19 protein-coding genes are annotated in these 15,845 nt (G+C 44.9%); 9 read left to right on the top strand and 10 right to left on the bottom strand.

What is annotated here, in order from left to right:
* Positions 1-71: 71 nt before the first annotated feature.
* The 6 genes from HQM15_07695 to HQM15_07670 are packed head-to-tail and all read left to right on the top strand — an operon-like array spanning position 72 to position 4,604.
* A complete protein-coding gene (locus HQM15_07695; GenBank protein MBF0492647.1) occupies positions 72-986 on the top strand; it encodes a hypothetical protein in 915 nt (304 codons plus the stop codon).
* Positions 987-998: 12 nt separating this feature from the next.
* The gene (gene dctP / locus HQM15_07690; protein MBF0492646.1) at positions 999-2,012 is read left to right on the top strand and encodes a TRAP transporter substrate-binding protein DctP; all 1,014 of its coding nucleotides are present in this window, start codon (positions 999-1,001) and stop codon (positions 2,010-2,012) included.
* 18 nt (positions 2,013-2,030) lie between these two features.
* Complete coding sequence (locus HQM15_07685; protein MBF0492645.1) at positions 2,031-2,630, top strand: TRAP transporter small permease; 600 nt, start codon at positions 2,031-2,033, stop codon at positions 2,628-2,630.
* Positions 2,627-3,898 carry a TRAP transporter large permease subunit gene (locus tag HQM15_07680; GenBank protein ID MBF0492644.1) on the top strand — a complete coding sequence of 424 codons (1,272 nt, stop codon included), beginning with the start codon at positions 2,627-2,629 and terminating at the stop codon, positions 3,896-3,898. The genes HQM15_07685 and HQM15_07680 overlap by 4 nt, the downstream gene beginning before the upstream one ends.
* A 56-nt stretch (positions 3,899-3,954) precedes the next feature.
* Complete coding sequence (locus tag HQM15_07675; protein ID MBF0492643.1) at positions 3,955-4,149, top strand: DUF4160 domain-containing protein; 195 nt, start codon at positions 3,955-3,957, stop codon at positions 4,147-4,149.
* Complete coding sequence (locus HQM15_07670; GenBank protein ID MBF0492642.1) at positions 4,146-4,604, top strand: hypothetical protein; 459 nt, start codon at positions 4,146-4,148, stop codon at positions 4,602-4,604. The genes HQM15_07675 and HQM15_07670 overlap by 4 nt, the downstream gene beginning before the upstream one ends.
* 5 nt (positions 4,605-4,609) lie before the next feature.
* Here the strand turns inward: HQM15_07670 and corA are convergent, their stop codons facing one another.
* The 4 genes from corA to hisB all read right to left on the bottom strand — a co-directional run bounded on the left by corA (position 4,610) and on the right by hisB (position 7,779).
* A complete protein-coding gene (gene corA, locus HQM15_07665) occupies positions 4,610-5,602 on the bottom strand; it encodes a magnesium/cobalt transporter CorA (GenBank protein ID MBF0492641.1) in 993 nt (330 codons plus the stop codon).
* A 4-nt stretch (positions 5,603-5,606) separates the two neighbouring features.
* Positions 5,607-6,491 (bottom strand): DUF882 domain-containing protein, encoded by an 885-nt coding sequence (locus tag HQM15_07660; GenBank protein ID MBF0492640.1) that lies wholly within the window; start codon positions 6,489-6,491, stop codon positions 5,607-5,609.
* Complete coding sequence (gene hisH, locus HQM15_07655; protein ID MBF0492639.1) at positions 6,488-7,105, bottom strand: imidazole glycerol phosphate synthase subunit HisH; 618 nt, start codon at positions 7,103-7,105, stop codon at positions 6,488-6,490. Before hisH ends, HQM15_07660 begins: the two co-directional genes overlap by 4 nt.
* An 83-nt stretch (positions 7,106-7,188) precedes the next feature.
* Entirely contained in the window at positions 7,189-7,779 is a 591-nt protein-coding gene (gene hisB, locus HQM15_07650) for an imidazoleglycerol-phosphate dehydratase HisB (protein MBF0492638.1), read from the bottom strand.
* 128 nt (positions 7,780-7,907) lie between these two features.
* On the opposite strand from hisB, the gene HQM15_07645 reads away from it, so the two are divergent.
* Entirely contained in the window at positions 7,908-10,064 is a 2,157-nt protein-coding gene (locus HQM15_07645) for an SUMF1/EgtB/PvdO family nonheme iron enzyme (GenBank protein MBF0492637.1), read from the top strand.
* A gap of 98 nt (positions 10,065-10,162) precedes the next feature.
* Here HQM15_07645 and HQM15_07640 read toward each other — a convergent pair whose 3' ends face one another.
* Both HQM15_07640 and HQM15_07635 read right to left on the bottom strand, forming a co-directional pair.
* Positions 10,163-10,477 (bottom strand): type II toxin-antitoxin system PemK/MazF family toxin, encoded by a 315-nt coding sequence (locus HQM15_07640; protein MBF0492636.1) that lies wholly within the window; start codon positions 10,475-10,477, stop codon positions 10,163-10,165.
* The gene (locus HQM15_07635) at positions 10,474-10,704 is read right to left on the bottom strand and encodes a ribbon-helix-helix protein, CopG family (protein MBF0492635.1); all 231 of its coding nucleotides are present in this window, start codon (positions 10,702-10,704) and stop codon (positions 10,474-10,476) included. The genes HQM15_07640 and HQM15_07635 overlap by 4 nt, the downstream gene beginning before the upstream one ends.
* Positions 10,705-10,846: 142 nt before the next feature.
* Here HQM15_07635 and bioB point away from each other — a divergent pair, with 142 nt between their 5' ends.
* Positions 10,847-11,893 (top strand): biotin synthase BioB, encoded by a 1,047-nt coding sequence (gene bioB / locus HQM15_07630; protein ID MBF0492634.1) that lies wholly within the window; start codon positions 10,847-10,849, stop codon positions 11,891-11,893.
* Between the two features lie 210 nt (positions 11,894-12,103).
* Entirely contained in the window at positions 12,104-13,375 is a 1,272-nt protein-coding gene (locus HQM15_07625; GenBank protein MBF0492633.1) for an 8-amino-7-oxononanoate synthase, read from the top strand.
* Positions 13,376-13,386: 11 nt separating this feature from the next.
* Here HQM15_07625 and HQM15_07620 read toward each other — a convergent pair whose 3' ends face one another.
* Genes HQM15_07620 through HQM15_07605 form a run of 4 tightly spaced genes read right to left on the bottom strand, consistent with a single transcriptional unit; the run spans position 13,387 to position 15,635 of the window.
* Entirely contained in the window at positions 13,387-13,803 is a 417-nt protein-coding gene (locus HQM15_07620; GenBank protein MBF0492632.1) for a hypothetical protein, read from the bottom strand.
* 38 nt (positions 13,804-13,841) lie between these two features.
* Positions 13,842-15,005 (bottom strand): hypothetical protein, encoded by a 1,164-nt coding sequence (locus tag HQM15_07615; protein MBF0492631.1) that lies wholly within the window; start codon positions 15,003-15,005, stop codon positions 13,842-13,844.
* A complete protein-coding gene (locus HQM15_07610) occupies positions 15,005-15,289 on the bottom strand; it encodes a hypothetical protein (protein ID MBF0492630.1) in 285 nt (94 codons plus the stop codon). The genes HQM15_07615 and HQM15_07610 overlap by 1 nt, the downstream gene beginning before the upstream one ends.
* Complete coding sequence (locus tag HQM15_07605) at positions 15,258-15,635, bottom strand: hypothetical protein (GenBank protein MBF0492629.1); 378 nt, start codon at positions 15,633-15,635, stop codon at positions 15,258-15,260. Before HQM15_07605 ends, HQM15_07610 begins: the two co-directional genes overlap by 32 nt.
* Positions 15,636-15,845: the final 210 nt, after the last annotated feature.

The raw sequence follows: 15,845 nt of genomic DNA, 5'->3' as shown, positions 1-15,845 counted from the left end.
TAAAAATATTGCCAAAATTAAATCCTGCTGTTATCTCCGCCCCTCGCTTCTGAAAAAAATGAGAAAAACTTATGAAGAAAATATTTCGCTTTGCCTTCTTTGGGTTGTTTTCACTCAGTCTGCTGCCTTCTTGCGGTCTTAAAAAAACGGCGGCGGGAATTACGGCGCAAGTTTTTAAGGACGGTTTACCGGCCATCGAAGAAGAACAAGATGTAGGTTTTGCGAATCAGTCTTCCCTCGCCTCCCTCAAGATGCTGGAAGCCCTGCAGCGTTCTAATCCTAAAGACAAATCTATTTTATTCATGCTGGCCCGCTCTTATGCGGCTTATACCTTTGGCTTTGTGGAGCAAGATATTTTGGAAGCAAAAGGCGTGAATGAAAACATGGAAAAAATGGCGAGCGACCGGGCCAAACTGTTTTATGGTCGGGGAAAAAAATTTGGCCTGCTGCTTCTGAGTCAGAATGCCTCGTTTAAAAAATCTTTGGAAGGCACTTTGGATGCGTTCAAAAAGTCTCTCCTCACTTTCAATAAAAAAGATGTCCCTAATTTATTTTGGACGGCCTTCAATTGGGGATCCCTCCTCAATTTCTCAAAAGATTCTCCCGATACCATTGCCGAAATGCCACGCATTGAGGCCCTCATGATGCGAGTTGCTGAGCTGGATCCTCATTACTACTACGACGGGCCGGGTCAGTTTTTCGGGGTGTTTTATGCCGCACGCCCCAAAATGTTGGGAGGGCAGCCCGAGGCCTCCAAAAAGGCCTTTGATACAGCGATAGAAGCTACCCAAAACAAATATTTGATGATCAAGGTACTCAAGGCTCAATTTTATGCGGTGCAGATTCAAGACAAAAATTTGTTTCGATCTCTGTTGCAAGAGGTGTTGAATGCCGATGCCACTGTGCTTCCTGAGCAACGTTTAGCCAATGAAGTTGCGAAGAAAAGAGCGGCGATTTTACTTTCTAAAGAAAAATTGTTTTTTTAATTGGAGGATTCCATGAAAATCTCGAAACTCAGCAAACTCTTTACCGCAGCCTCTCTGCTGCTTTCTCTTTCTTTACCCCTTCAAGCCGCCGAGCATGAAATCAAGGTTTCGGTGCTGGCCCCCGAAGGTTCCACCTGGGTGAATATCATGAAGGAGATGGATAAAGAATTGCAAACGGCCTCTGGCGGAAAAGCGGCTCTCAAGATTTATGCGGGCGGGGTCTCCGGAGATGAAAAAGACGTCATTCGCAAAATGAGAATTGGCCAGGTTCATGCGGCAGGTCTTACCGGAGTGGGTTTGGGCGAAATTAATCCTTCGGTGCGAGTGCTGGAACTTCCGATGCTCTTCAACAGCTATCAGGAAGCCGATTATGTAAAATCAAAAATTCAGGGCGATTTTGAAAAGCAGTTTGATGCGAAAGGTTATGTGCTACTCGGTTGGGCCGAGGCGGGTTTTGTGAATATCATGTCCAATAAACCCATCAAATCGAAAGCTGATATGGTGGGAACCAAATGGTGGGCCTGGGAAGGAGATCCTCTGGTAAAAGAAATGTATGCGACTTTAGGAATTACCCCAACCCCTCTGGCCTTGCCGGATGTGCTCACGTCACTTCAAACCAACCTCATCGACGCCGTATATGCTCCTCCCTTAGCGGCCATTGCACTTCAGTGGTTCACTAAAACTAAATACATGACGGATCTTCCCTTGGCCAATTCCACCGGGGCTTTTGTGATGAGCAAGACGGAGTTTGCAAAGCTCCCCGCCGATCTTCAAACTACCCTAAAAACGGTCTCTGAAAAATATTGCACCAAACTGGTTGCGGCCATTCGCGCAGACAATGCCAAATCGATGGAAACTTTAAAGAAAAATGGAATTCAAGTGATCACGGTTGCTCCGAATGACAAGGCCGAACTGGAGAAAGTGTCTGCAGAGGTTCGTCCTAAATTGGTGGGTAAATTGTACTCCCAGGAACTTCTCAACAAAGTTCAGGGCTTGATCACAGAGTATCGAAGCGGTCATAAATAATCATTCAAACAAAATTTTATGTTTCTTACAAAAGTTGACCGCGGCATCGCCAAAGTGGAATCCCTAGTGTTGACCTTATTGGTCACTACGATGATTCTGCTTTCTGCTTACCAAGTTTTGGCTAGAAATTGGGGGGTCTTTCACCAACTTCCTGAATCGCTCCTTTTAAAAATGCACCTTGGAATCGGGTCCTCCTGGCTTCTTCCAAAATTAAAGGCCTTTTCCGAATTTTGTGGTGCAAAGCTTCCTCCTCTTGTTTGGGGAGATGCGGTTGTACGGAGTTTAGTGCTGTGGGTAGGCTTTGTGGGCGCTTCTATCGCCGCGCATGAGGGAGGACATTTGGCCATTGATTTTATTAACCATCTTACCCCCACATGGTTTAAACGTTATTCTTCGCTTGTTACCTCTTTGGCTTCAGCGGTCGTTTGCTACTTTCTGATGTTAGCGGCCTATAAATTTTTTCAAGACGAAAAATTATCGGAATCTTTTCTGATTCCTAATCTTGTCCCTAACTACTGGGCTGTGGTCATTATTCCCTTTGGTTTTTTGATGATGATGCTGCGTTTTGGAATTAAGGCCGTCGAATCCATTCATTCTCTCATTTGGAGTAAAGAATGAATCTCAAACTAATCGTTTTTGGGATCATTCTCATTGCTCTTCTGGGAGCCCCGCTCTTTGTTATTTTTGGTGCGGTCAGCTTAATTTGTTTTCATCAAGCTGGTATTGATAGTTCAGCCATCATCATTGAAATGAATCGCTTGGCCTCCGCGCCTGCCTTGTCTGCAATTCCGCTCTTTACCTTTGCAGGTTATCTGATTGCCGAAAGTAAAAGCCCCGAACGCCTCATCAACCTTTCCAAGGCCCTATTTGGTTGGATGCCCGGTGGCTTGGCTTTTATGACCATTATCGCTTGTGCCTTCTTTACCGCATTTACCGGGGCATCGGGAGTAACCATTATTGCCTTAGGGGGCTTGCTCTACCCTATCTTGGTCAGGGAAAAATATCCGGATGGTTTTTCCATGGGCCTGGTCACTACCTGTGGCAGTGTAGGCTTGATGTTTCCACCGTCACTTCCCCTCATTCTCTATGGTCTCATCAGTGGTGCGAGCATTGACCTACTTTTTAAGGCCGGGGTTTTACCAGGCGCTTTTATTATCGCTACCTTGGGAATTTATAGCTTATTCGTGAGCGGACGCTCCGAAGTCGTCCGTCATCCTTTTTCATTCAAAGAACTCTTCAAGGCGCTGCGCCAGGCTATTTGGGAAGTGCCGCTTCCCGTTATTATTTTGGTGGGAATTTATGGAGGCTTTATTACCGCCTCCGAAGCGGCCGCCGTAACGGCTTTTTACGTGTTTGTGATTCAGGTTTTTATCTATCGCGATTTAAGTATACACAAAGACATCCCCCGCATTGCCAAACAGTCGATGGTACTGGTGGGAACTATTATTGTGATTTTCGCCGTCGCCATGGGTTTTACGAGTTATTTGATTGATGAGCAGGTCCCCAACAAAATATTCGAATGGATACGTCAATACATCCACAGTAAATGGGCCTTTTTGATTGTTCTTAACACCTTTTTGCTGATTGTTGGATTTTTGATGGACATCTTTTCGGCCATCATTGTGGTGATTCCCCTCATCATGCCCATCGCAAAGGAATTTGGGGTGGATCCCATTCATCTGGGAATTATCTTCCTCACCAACCTGGAAATTGGTTATCTGCATCCCCCGGTAGGTCTTAATCTTCTGCTCTCCAGCATTCGTTTCAAGCGAAGCATCCTCAATCTGGCCTGGGTGACTCTGCCTTTTTTACTGCTGCTTATTTTCTGTCTGATGGTGATTACTTATGTGCCACAGCTGAGTTTGTATTTGGTGGGGCCTCATTAGACAAGCTTTTGTAATTGCGAATTTATCTGGGAACAGATCGCCGATTGAGTTAAATTATGGGAAGAATTCGAAGAGGTGGATATTTAATTGAATGGTGGATAGGAGATCATTTGCCGAAGCATGTGCATGTTTACAAAAATGGTAAGGAAATTGCCAAAATTCAGGTCCCTGAGTTGCTTGTTTTGAGTGGAACCTTGAATAAAAAACTGGAGAAAATTTTAAAAGAAATCTCGAAGGAAATAAGTATATGAAAGATCTGAAAATTAAATCTGTGGAAGCAGATAATAAAAAAAAGCTTATTCATCTGACTTATTCTTCTGACAAAAAAATCAGTATTACTTATGAATCATTGGGTATCAGGATTCCTATTGAACGCATTTGGGTAGATGCAGAAACCAGGGGAAAGAGCGTTGGTTTTTTACTCAATAATGGAGAAACAAATTATATGCCTTATGATCAAGCCCTGGCGATCGTAAAAGACCCTGAGTACATGATTCAAAATCAGATGGAAATTATCGTCGCCAAAATAAAATTACTCTTAGAAAAAAAGATTTCTGGGAAAAAAATTGATCTGAAAAATAATTTATCCAAAACTAAAATTCATACTTTATTAAAGTCTCTTGCTAAAAAAAATCTGGTTCAACTTTATCAAATTGCTTCTTCTCTAGGTTTGGAAATAGAAATAGCCCTCAAAAAAGCCGCTTGATCAAATCACCACCACTTCTTCCTCTTGAAAAACAGCACCATGCTAATTGTGAATGCGAGCATAAATCCCCAAACTCCGTAATAGCCCCAGGGGAAATCCAGTTCGGGCATGTGTTTAAAGTTCATTCCATAGACCCCGACGATAAAAGTAAGGGGCATAAAGATGGTGGTCGCAATGGTGAGGCGTTGCATCACGTAATTGAGTTGCTGCGAGGCCTCGTTGTTTCTGAGGGTTAGCGTGGCAACATAAACCTCAAAGACCGATTTGATGTGCTCTCTCAAGGACTCCAAGCTGTGCAGCAAGTCATCCATCTGATCAATCAAATTTTTGAAATAGGTTTTGGCTTCTGCGTTTGAATAAATCATCGATCGCTCCAAAAGAGATTTGAGAATATCTCGTTGGGGGATCAAATTTTTGAGTAGGAGCAGCACCAGTTTTTTAAATCGCAGAATTTCATTCAGGATTGCCTTTCCATTTCCTTTTAAAACTTCCGTTTCAATATGTTCCAGGTCTTCTTCACAACGTTCGATGAGCGGATGATAGTCACTGAAGGTCATTTTTAACAAAGCATACAGAATAAAGAGAGGGCCTTTTTTCAGGGTCTCTTCGCTGTTTTGCTGGATTAAATTTCGGGCGACATTAAAGGTGCGTGAAAGATTAGGGCCATGAACGGTCACTAAATATTTTTCGGAAATAAAGATTTCCACCTCGCGAGCTTCACAGCGTTCTTCTTTTAAATGATAGAAAATGCGGTGCAAAACGAGAAAGAGATAGTTGCCCTGGGCGTCAATCTTGGGGACTCCCAAATCGAGTTTTATGTCCTGGATATGCAGAGGATGAAAATGAAAATTTTCTTCCAGAAGCGTAAAGTCTTCTTCGTCTGGATTGTCCAGATCCATCCAGAAACGGTAGCCCTGTTGTATGGCCCTTTTCAGCCAATCGATATCCTGGCTGACGATGGAGTTGCCGTTCTCATCCAAAATGAGAAGATTAATCATTTTTTCACCTCACTTCAAATTCGTTAGAATAAATGGTTGCGGGCATTTTGCTCCATGAAGAATTTGAAAAGTTGATTTCAATGTAATATCGACCTGTTGGCATTTTTTCGGGTTTTATCTCGATGTTTTTGAGTTCGCTCGCAGAAGAGAAAGTTTTTTTGGAAAACTGTTTGAGGTCAAAAAAAATGGAAGCCTGTTTGACATTTGCCGGGGCAATTTTCTGAATGCCAAGCGATTTGATCTGGATGGGAAAATTCGTTACACGTGCTAAATCGAAACTTATTTTTTCAGAAGGCGAATAGAGGTCGTATTGAGTCATCGCAATTATTTTCTCATTTTCCTGAGGCTCTTTGCTTTCGGTGCCTGAAGTTTTTTCATCCCACCAACGTTTGGGCCCGGTATCTAAATGGATGTGACGTCCGTGGTAATAACCGACCCCACAACAATCCAGGCCTTGGGCATAGTCACGCAATGCCTCTGCGCTCACGCCCTCTAAATAAAAATCGGCTGCGGCCGCTTCTTTGTGCATGCTCGATTGGGCAGCCAGTTTGCCTTGCTCCCTCAGTTTCTGGTTTGTATTGGGGCTTCGGTATCCTGATTTAATATAAATAGAGGCATTGTTAAAATGGGCCTGGATGGCGGATAAAACTTCTAAAAATCTCAGAGACATTCTTTCCGCCGGATTTTCAAAATTGCTTCCGTAAACGGCATTAATTTTTTTTAAGGCCTTTTCATCATAGTTCTCTCCCTGGCGATATTGAGCTTCAAGGGTTTTCCCATTTTGACTGAAATGAATTTTTCCAGAACCCAAGATAAAAAAACGGTCCATGGCATTTAAAGGAAAAGGAATAAGAAGTAAAAGGCAGAGAATAAAGAAAAAAGTTTTCATTCCTTAGTCTGCGCGAATCCTTCCAATATTTTCAAGCCAATTTCCTGACTTTTTTCGGGATGAAACTGGGTGGCGAAAATATTATCCTGGTGCAGGCTGGAACAGAAATCAAAGCCGTAAGGGGTGGTTGTAGAAATTATTTTTTTATCTTCGGGGACTACATAATAAGAATGAACAAAATACACGTAAGCAGAGTCTTCGATGTCTTGAAGAGGAGATCCTTTGGCCGCTGGGAGTTTCTTGATCGAGTTCCATCCCATGTGAGGGACTTTGAGTGCTTCACTTTGAGGAAAACGCAGCACTTTTCCGGGAATGACATTGAGGCCTTTGTGAGATCCAAACTCTTCACTCTCAGTCAGCAATACCTGCATCCCCAGGCAAATGCCCAAAAAAGGTTTGCCCGATTGAATGCCCTTTAAAATAGGTTCAATCAATTTCTTCTCTTCCAGATTTTGCATACAGTCGCGAAAAGCACCTACCCCGGGCAAAACAAGCTTGGAGGCATTTTCAATTTTTTTGAGGTCGTGGGTAACGCAGCATTTGACGTTCAAATGCTCAAAGGCCTTTTGAACACTGCGTAAGTTGCCCATGCCGTAGTCGATGATTGCTATCATGGCAGACCGGTAGACTGGTGAACTTGTAGACTGGTTTTCATTATTACGAGTTCACCAGTTTACGAGTTTACCAGTTTACGATATTAAAGTTTCCCTTTGGTCGAAGGCAAAGCGCCCTTCATTCTCTCGTCAATTTGAGTCGCCCTATCACAAGCCTTGGCAAACGATTTAAACATCGATTCCACAATATGATGCTTATTGCGGCCATACATCACATTAATATGCAGATTGATTTTGGCGGCGTTGGTGAAGCCCTGAAAAAATTCGTAGACCAGTTCCACATCAAAATCTTTAATCTTTCCAGTCTTAAGCAGACTGTGAAAAACGAGGGCAGGGCGATTGCAAAAATCCAGTGCGACGTTGGTGAGGACTTCATCCATCGGCAAACTGAAGTGGCCATAGCGTTTAATGCCGGCCTTATCGCCCAGGGCTTTTTCGAAGGCCTCTCCCAAGGTAATGCCTACATCTTCTACCGTGTGATGATAATCAATGTGCGTGTCCCCCTTGGCCTTGAGCGTGATATCAAACAAACCGTGACGGGAGAATTGCTCCAGCATGTGATTGAAGAAGGGGATGGGAGTGTCGATTTTGTATTTTCCTGTTCCATCCAGGTTTAAATCGACTTCAATTTGTGTTTCTTTGGTGTTGCGTTGAATCGTGGATTTTCGGGCCATAGAGAATCAGGCTAGGAAATTAATAGATATTTTTCAAGAAGGCTTTTTGAAAAAAATAGCAACAAATTCCTCCCTCTACCGATAAGTTTTTAAGCCTGAGAAAGTGCTAATTTTCAGGATTAAAACTTATGGTAACAATAAACAGAACTTCACAATTTTTTACTTTGCCTTCACACAATCCATTGCAGCAGCCTGTTGAAGCGTCCCTGCCAAATATTAGCCCGTCTCACTTTCCCCATTTGAGCCAAGCCTTGGGTGCCTTGCACGAAATTAAGCATTCGATTTTTTCATCCCTCTATTCTTCCGTAGGGTCGGGCCTCTGTGCCCGACCGACCTTGGAGTTTTTAGACCATGAGATTTTCACCGAATCCTTCGCATTACAATTAGGTATTGCAGTCGCCGCTGGTATCCCCGCGGGCTTTGCAGGAAGGGCGGCGGGGCAAGGTTTGATTGCCTTTGTCGGCAATAACGCACTCGGTAGAGTGGCGGCATTCTGTATTCGTATTCCAGTGACTCATCTGGTGAATCAATATCTTTCCGGAAGCATCCAGGCCAATTTGTCTCATCAAGCCTATGTTGCCCCCGACTTTGAAGCCCAAGATTTACTCAGCGTGGGCAACCTGGGAGCCGCGGAGGTGCTGGGCCATACGCTGGGTGGAAGCACAGGTAGTTTTATTTTGGGAAGATTGATCGGTGGGGCGACGAATTGTTTGGCAACAGGGCTAGAGATATTTGCGGGGCATCAAATCAATAAAATATCGCGCCAGATTTTGCATCGCAATTTGTTTGAAGCCGTGGAGCAGCGAGAAATTAGAGATGCCTTGAACTGGAGAGAGCTGATTAAGAATACGGTGATGGATACGGCCTTTTGTGCGGGGCATGGGGTGCTAGGCTTTGGTGCCCATCTTCTTCGTAGGGTCGGGCCTCCGTGCCCGACCGCAAATAGGAACGGGCGGCCACAGAGGGCCGCCCCTACGGTAGAATCCCCCACACCTCGCGACTTCATCGAATTTGCACGTCAAACCCCAGGGATTGCACGGCAGACAAGATGGATGACATTGATGCTGGCCATGGGAACGGTGGGAGGAGGAGCCAGGTCTCGTCCAAGAACGACGTTTGAGCTTGAAGGATTGAAAGCTCATCTGGAACATGCTCGAAATCGATTGGCTGCTGCAGAAAGAAGAGGGGATGAAAGAGATCAAGGCACTTCTCGTGTGGTGATTTGCGCATTGGAACACGAGATTGCTGGCCTTGAAGCTGAAACTGTTCAAGCGCTTGCCAAAGCCCACCCTGTAGCTAGTTTGATGAGCCTAGTGTCTGTAAAAGGTGGTAGATTCCGTATGGGAGGAGAGGATGTAGGTGCTTATGATGATGAAAGCCCTGTTCAAGAAATCACCCTGCCTGGTTTTGAAGTGACCGAGACCGTGGTGACGAATAGAGTCTTTGAACTTTATAGAGAGGCGATGCAAGACAGACCCTTTGCAATCATTGCTACAGAAAGAGAAAACCCATATTGCTGGGTGATTGGGCGCTTTGCTAGCGATGAAGAAGCTAGAAAGTACGTGGGTGAAGGAAGTAAGGGAAATATTGACGAAATCATTGAAAGTGAATCCGCTGGAAATAATCCAAGGGCTTACGAATTTTTTAGTCAAAGAAGGTTTGTGACGGGTTTTAAAGGTGTAAATCTTGAAGACAACCCCAACGGGCTGCAGATTGTCCGAGGGGTTCCCGAAAGCTATAGAAGAGAAAAGAACTTTGACAGACCCAATCAACCTGCCACCGAAGTCGATTGGTTTGAGGCCTTGGGCTGTGCCGATTGGTTGGGGCGTGCATTAAGAAGTGGTCTTCCTGGTCGCCTTTCCGCAGCGGCGGAGAGTGAATTTCTGAGACGAGGGGGGATAGATCCAAAAACCGGAACATGTCGAAATAACAACTATGGAACCAGTGATGGAAACCCTCCTAACGGGAGCAATGCTGATTTTGCTAGGCCCTATGACGAAGGCCCGAAAGATGTAGATGCTGTTCCAGTGAGTCCCTTAGGTGTAAGAATTAACGGAGTATGGGAGTGGTGTAATGGTTGGTATGGGAATAGTTTAGAGGGACTGGCTGAGACAACGGCAGGGTTTCTAAATCCGAAAACGTTCGGACGCGAGCTGCGTGGTGTTTCCTGGTTTAGCGATAATGCCGGGTACGCGCGGGCGGCCAGTCGGGAAGGCCACAGACCTAATGAGCGCAGCGATCGTATCGATATCGGGTTTCGTGCCGTTGTTGTGCCCCAGGACTAAAAATTACCCTTTGTTTTTTTAAACTCTTACACTTTTTTATGAAAAATCAGATGCCTGAAATTTTTGAAAGGGAGGGGAGGTGTTTTTCATAGCTATTATCAAGAAAGATCCAGTGCAAAAGCAATGGCTTCATTAACCTGTTTGAGTAAATTTTCCGGAAGATCTCCTAAGTAGCGAAGCAAACAATCTTTTGGAATAGTGTGTAGTGCTTCTGAAGAAACAAAAGATTGTTTTTTTAAGTTTGCTGAAAGATGGATGTCAATCTGTGTAGGGTAACCCTTCCCTTTTGTTGTGATCTCTGCCACCACAATTTTAGAAAGATAGGGAATAATTTGGGATCGCGTTAAAACGAGCACGGGTCTTTTTCCTGCTTTTCCGCCTAAATCCGCTTCCCAAATTTCTCCTTTTTTCATTTCTCACCCCAAGCTTCAATATCCATCCAGGCCTTTGCTTCCTGAGGATCTTCAGGATTTTTACGAAGAGCTTTGATCCATTGCTCTTCCCGTTTTTTATCTTTTTCTCGCTTTAATTTCTCTTGGATGGCCTCGCGAATGAAACTCGATTTAGATTGCTGAGCAAATTCTCTGATTTGTTCTTCGAGTTCTTCAGGAAGGCGAATTTGTAGATTGGTTTTTGCCATACAAAAAGCATTACATTTTTGAATGATTTTTTCAATGCGTTATTATGTATTTTCTCTTAAATATTTCTATATTTCTTATTGTCAAAGCTTGGCAAGTTCTAATAAGGCCTTAAGTTGAGATCTGTATTATAAGGAGTAATCCATGTTTCCCAAAACTATCCAGGCTGCTGATCTCTATCCCCAAGGGGCGGATGAAGATCAGGTTCGGGCCATTATTTTTGCTACTGAAGAAGAATATTTTAATATCATTTTACCCCTGGCCAATGAAGTTCGAAAAATTGCCTTTGGAAATGAGGTGAGTTTTTGTTCCATCGTGAATGCCAAATCGGGTGCTTGCGTGGAGACCTGTAATTTTTGTTCTCAATCGGCGAGCTTTAAAGGGACCCAGGCTCCCCTTTATCCTCTGATGAAGGCCGATCAAATCTTAGAAAAAGCCAAAGAGGCCGAAAGTTTTGGAGGGACCGAATTTTCCATCGTCACCAGTGGCCGGGCCATGAACAAAAAACAGGAACTGGATATTATGGTGGATGCCCTCACGAAAATTAAAGAGCAGACCAAACTCGAAAGCTGTGCCTCGCTGGGTCTTATGAAGCGCGAGGATCTACTGCGGCTCAAGGCAGCGGGCATGCAGCATCTGCATCACAATATCGAAACAGCAAAATCATTTTTCCCGAATGTAGTCCAATCCCACACCTGGGAAGAAGAAGTCGAAACCATAAAAGTTGCCAAAGAATTGGGTCTCGAAACCTGTTGTGGCGGCATTATGGGGATGGGGGAAAGTCTGGAACAGCGCGTGGAATTCATCCTGCAGCTCAAAGAGATTGATCCTCATTCTATTCCTATCAATTTTCTAAATCCTCGCCCTGGAACTCCTTTTGCGGGCGTGAATGAACTCACACCTCTCGATTGTCTAAAAATTATTTCTGCGCTTCGCTTGGCCATGCCCAGCAAAGATCTTATTGTTTGCGGCGGGCGGGAAGTGAATCTGAGGAAATATCAAGACAAGATGTTCGAAGCGGGTGCTTCGGGGACCATGCTGGGCAATTATCTGACGACGCGTGGACGGGATGTGGAAGACGATCGGGTCTTAGTGGCGCGTTTGGGTTTGAAGGCCGTGGCGCCGCATCGAAGGGCTCAAGGTTTAGTGATAAACGAGGGTTGTCATCTCGAGCGGAGCATCGCGGAGTGAGAGATCCAGTGGATGTAATTGAAAAACCCACTGGATCTCTCATTTCAATCGAGATGATAGATAATTTATATAGTTCCCTATATGGAATATTGGTCCTGTAAGAAATGTGATGAAAAAGTTTATGATCGGGAAGCGATGCAGCAAATCCAAAAATATTCACCTGCGTATAAAAAAACTTACAAGATGAAAAAGATAGCTTAACTCATTTCCATGCTAAATATTTCTCAGGAGATTCAGGAACTCCAATCCAATAATTTATATCGCTCTCTCAAAACCATCTCCTCCGACATAGGCCCCTATGTCGAATTTCAAGGCCGCAAACTTCTCAACTTCTCCTCCAATAATTATCTGGGTCTCGCGAATGACCATCGTCTCAAAGATGCCGCGATTCAGGCCACCGAGCAGTTTGGAACCAGCAGTGGCGCTTCTCGCCTCATTACTGGATCTATGAGTCTGCACCAACAACTCGAAGAAAAAATTGCCCAATTTAAAAATACAGAAGCCGCTTTGGTTTTTAATTCGGGTTATCAAGCGAATCTGGGAATTATTACTGCGCTGCTGCGGGAGGGAGATGAGATTTATTCGGACGAATTGAATCATGCGTCCATCATCGATGGGTGTCGTTTATCGAAAGCGACTACGAAAGTGTATCGGCACAACGATATGAATCATTTGGGAGAGTTGTTGAAATCCAATTGTCACCCTCACCCTGACCCTCTCCCCTCAAGGGAGAGGGGGCAATATTCTCTTTCCTCTCCGGATGGTGGACAATATCATTCCCCCCTCCCTCGAGGGGAGGGGGCTGGGGGGAGGGTGAAACGCCTCATCGTTACCGACTCCATCTTCAGTATGGATGGCGATTTGGCCCCGCTTCAAGATCTTGCAGCTCTTGCTGAAAAATATGATTGTTACCTGATGGTGGACGAAGCCCACGCCACTGGAGTTTTTGGTAAAAATGGCAAAGGCTTGGTGGAAGCTATTTGGCCAGATGGCCGTCCTTCTTATCTTCAAGAAAATTTAATCCAAATGGGTACTTTCGGAAAGGCCTTAGGCAGCTTTGGCGCTTATGTGGCTGCGGCAACAGACGTGATTGAATTACTCATCAACAAGGCCCGATCTTTTATTTATACGACTTCACTTCCACCCGGCGTGCTGGCGGCTTCGCTCAGAGCGATTGAAATTGTGGAACAAGAACCCGAACGGAGAGCAAAATTATGGGAGAATATTCATCATTTTTCTAAAGTTTTAAACGCCTCACGTCTCACGTTTCACGCTTCACAAATATCAAGTCCCATTATTCCTATCCTCATGGGTTCTTCCGAAAAGGCCCTCGAACTTTCACAAAAATTATTTGAGCAAGGCTTTTGGGTCAGTGCCATCCGCTATCCTACGGTTGCTAAGGGCAGTGAGCGCTTGCGCCTTACTTTAATGGCCTCACAGGAGAAAGAGCATCTAGACGCACTAGCGCAGCTTTTGGATTAATTTCCATTACACTATTTTTTACGTTGTCGTCTCATCAAACCCAGAGCCAAGCCAGAGAACAGCCAAGCGGTTAGACTGTAATCTGCTGCGGTGGAAACCAGAGAGAGTGAGCAGCCACCACTGCCGCCTGAACCAGGTCCTGTTGGGGGAGTTTCAGATCCAGATCCATTTCCAGCACCCGGAGTGGCTGATGGTGATGGTGGTGGTGCTGGTGGTGGTGGGGGGGCACCGTTTGTGTTTGACTGAATGTTGTTTGGTATCTCTGCTCCTCCTGCAGGGGCAGGGGTTGCAGTTGCAGTCCCAGCCGCAGGGACTGGGGTTCCATCGGTTCCAGTTCCACTGCCACCATCACCTGCTGGAGGAGGCGTGCTGTCTCCACTGAAAATATGAACAATGGTATCTGTAATTGCATCAAAGGCTCTACGCACAAATGTTCTTGTATTAACAGTCACGTTTATCGATCTGTTTACGTGCTGAGTTGGTAAGGAACATTGGCACCCTCTTCTCGCGCACCGAGATCTGCTTCATGTGCACCTGTTATTCGCACAAAACCCCTCTGATCAAAAGGTGTTGCTGGAACGTAAGAAAGCCAGCGTCGGGCAACAGGGGTTTGATAGGCATCTCTTGCGCGGGACGCGGCTGCAGAATCTAAACGACAACTGGTCGAGGTGCCCTCGTCAGTCATGACTCCGGTAATGCCAACAGGCGTGCCTCCGGTGGTGTTGAAAGAGTCAAAGCTAGAACCCCCTGCTCCAAAAGGATAAGAGAGGGCATTTGCGCAGTCATTTGTAGACCTGCCAGTAGCTGGAGGTCCTTCGTTGTCAAAAACATTATTGAGAAGGGATTTTATTTTATTGCTGTCACCATCCATCGCCCAACAATTGCTGGTGGTATCTGCTATGGGGAAAGCAACACCAGGCTCACCGCCTGCGGGTGTGGTTAAGGTTCCCCCCAAACTCAAAGATTCAATGGTATTTTCGGCTACAATAGAATTTCCTATTTTAAAAAGAGCCCCAGCACTCATTCGATTATCCACCGGATATCCAAAAGTAGGCACCGCCCCGTTGGAAAGGCCTGCGTTGTAATAGGCCTTGTTTTGGTAAATGGTAGAGTGAAGAATCACAATCTCTGCCCCATTGGTATTGAGGACAGCCCCTCCCACTCCCAGAGGTCTGTATTTTTCAGTCGTTGATCCTGCGTCAGTCACAATAAATTTTGCAATGCCCGCTGCTTCATTTCCTTGCAGGGTAACATTGTTTAAAAAGGCCAAAGCCGCGGAACCCTCATTAAATATGCCTCCCCCATTATTTCCAGATCGGTTATTCGTAATGGATGAATTGACTGCATACAACTCGCCAGCATTGTAAATGCCTCCCCCATTTGCAATTCCATAACGACTGTAACTGGGGGTGGCGCCAGGCCCTGCTTGCGTCGCAATACGAATGGGCTGACTGTAAGATCCCCTGGTGCCAGGGCCTGTGTAATTATTATCAATGCTGCTGTTGACAATACCAAGTTTTCCAAAATTTGCTATTCCGCCCCCGCCCCCGCAGGTGACGTGATTGCCACTCACTACCACATTTTCTAAAACCACTTCAGCATTGGGATGGATGAGCAAACCGCCGCCCATCACGTTTTCATTTTAGCACAGTCATCGGCATGGTCGGAACCTCGTGCCTCATTAGAAAGTGCCCAAATAGTTCCACCGGAAATAGTGATATTTTTGAAATGAATTTTGCCATAATGGATGTCAAAAATCCGGTCTGGATCACCATTATTATTAATAGAACTGGCATTAATAGTAAGGCGACCCTGTGCTTGAATGGTTACAAAAGGAGCATCTCCTGTTGTGGGGGTATGGCAGGTAAAACCAATGTCCAAATCACCCAATAGGAGTGGAGCTGTTGCTTCCAAAATCCAGACTGGCGTTAGGATGATTGCGATCGGCTATAATATTTTGAATTCCCAAACTCATGGATCCATCGGGGACATTAATGACATAACTTAATGATTCCGCACTGGCGCCAGCGATGGGGTCACGTAAACAATGAGTGGGGTCATTAATGTAATTGATTGCACTACGAAGAGTAGGACAATTCATCTCATTGCCACCGCTTCTAATCGCATCGCTCTGACAAGTTCCGGGTGTTACAGGATCATCAGACCCAGTCACTTGAATGTTAACGATACCTGCCCAAGCCGCGCTGCTGCTCGCCATTAGAGTGAGTAACAGTAAGAGTTTGGTGATTTTGAACTTCATAGAGGCTCCTCAGAAAGAGTTAAAAAATCTCATTGGTTGGCTTATCGATACTTCTTCAAAAAAGTTGCGTGATATTTTGAATATGGATGCATTTAATTACTGGGGGTAAAAAAGAGCAAAAAGTAAGAAAAGTTTAATTTTGCTTAGAGATAAAAAGAAGGCGAGGATTTCTTGGTTTGAAAAGGAGAAGAAAGGAGCCTCGCCTATGAT

Source organism: Deltaproteobacteria bacterium (genome assembly GCA_015233135.1).
Taxonomy (GTDB): Bacteria; UBA10199; UBA10199; order JADFYH01; family JADFYH01; genus JADFYH01.
The sequence above is the reverse complement of the archived record's forward strand: the minus strand, read 5'-3'. Positions and strand labels throughout refer to the sequence as shown.